Source organism: Paracoccus sp. (in: a-proteobacteria), assembly GCF_046289755.1.
In the GTDB taxonomy this organism is placed as follows: Bacteria; Pseudomonadota; Alphaproteobacteria; order Rhodobacterales; family Rhodobacteraceae; genus Paracoccus.
This window is the reverse complement of sequence record NZ_JBKBVD010000101.1, coordinates 1-3,710: the sequence shown is the minus strand read 5'-3', so window position 1 is coordinate 3,710 and position 3,710 is coordinate 1. Positions and strand designations below refer to the sequence as shown.

Below are 3,710 nucleotides of genomic sequence, written 5' to 3'. Positions count from 1 at the left end.
TTCGTGAAACTCAGCATCACGACCTTGATCGTCGGGTAAAGGAAGAACACCGAAAAGATCAGCAGAAACGGCATCACCAGGATGATGGCCGCCCGCGTCTCACGGCTCTTGCGCCTGCTCTTTGACATCGTGGCCTCTTTTGCGCGGGGATCAGACCGGGGACAGCCTGCGCGGCGCCCCCGGTCATGTGGTCAGCATCAGTCCAGCAGCGACTGCAGTTCCTGTTTCATCTGCTGGGCGGCGTCCTGCGGTTCCAGATAGCCGTGCATCGCGGGCGAGACGAGGTTGTTGACCGCATCATAGATCGGCGAGGCCACCCCGGCGATCCGCGATCTGGGATCAAAGGCCGCGTTGTCGGCCAGCGAGGCATAGGTCGCGTTGGGCTGCATCTGCTGGTAGTCGTCGCTGTCGACGGTCGGCAGATAGGCCGGGATGTGACCGGCCCCGGCCCATGCCAGCGAATTCTGCTGCAGCCAGCCGATGGCGGTCATGGCGGCGGCGCGCGTTTCGGGGTCCATATCGGGGTTGTTGGGCAGCGCGATGGCGTGGGAATCGGCCCATGTCGCGGGCTGGTCCAGCAGTTGCGGCGCCTCATTGGCGAACCATTCAAACCCAAGCGTCCCCGCGTCGGCCTGATCCGAGAAGGTCGGAACCTCCCACACGCCATTGATGTGCATGATCGATCTGCCGCCCGAGAACAGCGCGACGGATGCCTCATAGGATGCTTGTTCGGGGATCAGCCCGGCCTCGCGCCAGTCGGTCAGGATCTGGATGGCGTTCACGGCCTTGTCCAGATTGTCGCCCGCCAGGACCTCACCATCGGTGATCATCTCGCCGCCCTGCTGGCGCAGCAACGTATAGAACATGCGCCACGTGCCGCCGCCGCCCTCGGTCTGGAAACTCAGCGGGTCGGAAAAGCCGTTCTCGCTGGCCCATGTCAGCAGCGCGGTCAGATCCTCGACCGAGGCGATGCCGGTCAGGTTGCCGTCAGCGTCCAGCCAGTCGGTGCCTTCCAGCGCGCTTCGGTTGTAATAGGCCACGACCGCGTGGACATCGAAGGGCACCGCCATCAGCTGCCCCTCATCATCCAGCGCCGCCGCCAGTGCCGGGGCGATGAATTCCTCGCGGCTGATACCGGCGGTCGCCAGATCCTCATCGGTGATCGGCGACAGCACCCCCTCATCCAGCGCAATCGGCAGGCGCGAGAGGTGATAGGTCATGATATCGGGGCCTTGCCCCACCGCGACCGAGGTGCGGACCTTGGTATAGAACGGCAGCCCCCATTCCGAGGTGGTGCCGGTGATGCGGATATCGGGATGTTCCTCGTTGAACTGCGCGATCAGCGCCTTCATGCGCACGCCATCCCCGCCCGCGAGAAAGTCCCACCATTCCAGCTCGACCGCAGCCAGCGCCGGGCCGGACATGCCCGCCACCAGTGCCGCGCCGGTCAGAAGCCTTGAAAGAATACCTGTCATTTTGTTTCTCCTCCTCCAGAAGACAAATGAATTGGTCTGATGTGCCTAGCGCAGCCGGTCTCCGCTCTCTGCAAAGACATAGATGCGGCCCGGATCGGGCGCGACGGTCTGCACCGTGCCGCGCATGCCGTGGCGGATGCCGTTTTGCTGGAACACGACCGCGCCGCCGTTTTCCAGCACGCCATGCTGATAGGACACGCCGCCCAGTTCCTCGGCCACATCGACCGCCACGCGCAGGCCCGGCCCGTCGGTCAGGGTCAGATGTTCGGGGCGGATGCCCAGAACGATGCCCGCCCCCACCGGCGGACGCGCCGCAACCGGGATGTCAAGGGCCAGGTCGCCTTGCCCCGCCACCTGCGCGGTGATGCCGTGATCGCCGTGACCCGCCACCGTGGCGTCGAAAAAGTTCATCGCGGGCGAGCCGATAAACCCCGCGACAAAGCGGTTCGAGGGGTCTTCGTACAGATCCAGCGGATTGCCCGATTGCTGCACATGCCCGCCCTGCAGAACAAAGATCTTGTCGGCCAGCGTCATCGCCTCGACCTGGTCATGGGTCACATAGATCATCGTCGCGCCAAGCGCCTTGTGCAGCCGCGCCAGTTCCAGCCGCATCTGCACACGCAGTTCCGCATCCAGATTGGACAGCGGCTCGTCGAACAGAAACACCTGCGGCGCGCGCACGATGGCACGCCCGATGGCGACGCGCTGACGCTGCCCGCCCGACAGCTGCCCCGGCTTCAGCTGCAGCTGATCGGTCAGGCGCAGGATGTCGGCGGCCTCGTTCACCTTCTGGCGCACCACATCCTTGCGTTCGCGCGCCAGACGCAGGCTGAATGCCATATTCTCGAACACCGTCAGATGCGGATAAAGGGCGTAGGACTGAAACACCATCGCCACGCCGCGCCGGGACGGGTCTTCGTCGGTCACGTCGCGGGCACCGATGCGGATGCTGCCCGATGTCGTATCCTCCAGCCCCGCGATCATCCGCAAAAGGGTGGATTTGCCGCAGCCCGAGGGGCCGATGAAGACGGCAAATTCGCCCTTTTCGATACGGATATCGACGCCACGGATCACATCGACCGCGCCAAAGGATTTGGTGACGGCGCCTAGCTCTACTCCGGTATCATCCATCCGTGGCCCTCCTCCCTGCAGCGCTGATCATTCCAGCGCGACCCGTATCAGGTGATAGGAAAAGGCCGGCAGACCGGCACGGATGCCATCGTCCGAAACGGTCAGCTTGTCGCCCTTGCGCGGTCTGATCCGGTCGGGATCGGCGCTGGTATTGGCCTCGCGCGCGCCGGTGCCGTCGCCGCCCAGAACCTGATGGTCGATCAGCTGCGCCCCCTTGAAGCCGTGCAGCGCCAGATCCAGCTCCATCACCTCATCGGGGTGGCGGTTGATCGCAAACACCGTCAGCGATTTGCCGTCAGGCGCCAGCACCGAGGCGATGTCGAGGTAATTGACGTCCTGCGCCACCTCTGCGTTATAGCGCGGCCCGTCCACCGCCACATTCAGCGCCGTGCCGCGCCCATAAAGGCTGGCGAACTGATAGGGGTAATAGATCGAGGTGGCCCAGGCCTTGCCGCCCTTTTCCGCCCGGATCGGCGCGATCACATTCACAAGCTGAGCGATACAGGCGATCTTGACCCGGTCCGACCGGCGGATGAATTCGTTCAGCAGCCCGCCCACCAGCAGCGCGTCTTCGAGGTTGTAATCCTCTTCCAGCAGCTCGGGCGCCTCGGGCCAGTCCCATTCCTGCCAGTTGCGGCTGTCCTGTTCGCGGTTGTGATACCAGACGTTCCATTCGTCAAAGCAGATATAGACGTCATTCCTGGCGCGCTTCTTGGCCTTGATGAAGTCGATCACCCCGCCGATGGCCTGAATATAGCGGCCCGTCTCGTCGATCTTGGCGAAATAGTTCAGGCTGTTATGGCTGCTGTTGCCGAAATATTTGTGCAGTGAGATGTAATCGACATTCTCATAGCATTCGTCCAGCACCTGCCGTTCCCATTCGGGGTAGCTGGCCATCCCGTCATTGGACGAGCCGCAGACGACCGTTTCGATGCCCTTGCCAAAGGCCTTGACGGCCTTTGATGTCTCATCCGCCAGACGGCCATATTCCTTGGCCTCTTTGTGGCCGATCTGCCAGGGGCCGTCCATCTCATTGCCCAGACACCACATCTGCACGTTATAGGGATCGGCCACGCCATGTTCGCGGCGCAGATCGCTCCAATA

3 protein-coding genes are annotated in these 3,710 nt (G+C 63.2%); all 3 read right to left on the bottom strand.

The genetic code is table 11. The features are described from left to right. Positions 1-197: 197 nt before the first annotated feature. Complete coding sequence (locus ACK41U_RS19080) at positions 198-1,475, bottom strand: extracellular solute-binding protein (RefSeq protein ID WP_409683795.1); 1,278 nt, start codon at positions 1,473-1,475, stop codon at positions 198-200. Between the two features lie 45 nt (positions 1,476-1,520). After that, positions 1,521-2,606: an ABC transporter ATP-binding protein gene (locus ACK41U_RS19075; RefSeq protein WP_409683791.1), complete on the bottom strand. Its 1,086-nt coding sequence runs from the start codon at positions 2,604-2,606 to the stop codon at positions 1,521-1,523. Positions 2,607-2,633: 27 nt separating this feature from the next. Beyond that, on the bottom strand, positions 2,634-3,710 hold a 1,077-nt coding region (locus ACK41U_RS19070), incomplete at its 5' end, for an alpha-L-arabinofuranosidase C-terminal domain-containing protein (RefSeq protein ID WP_409683787.1).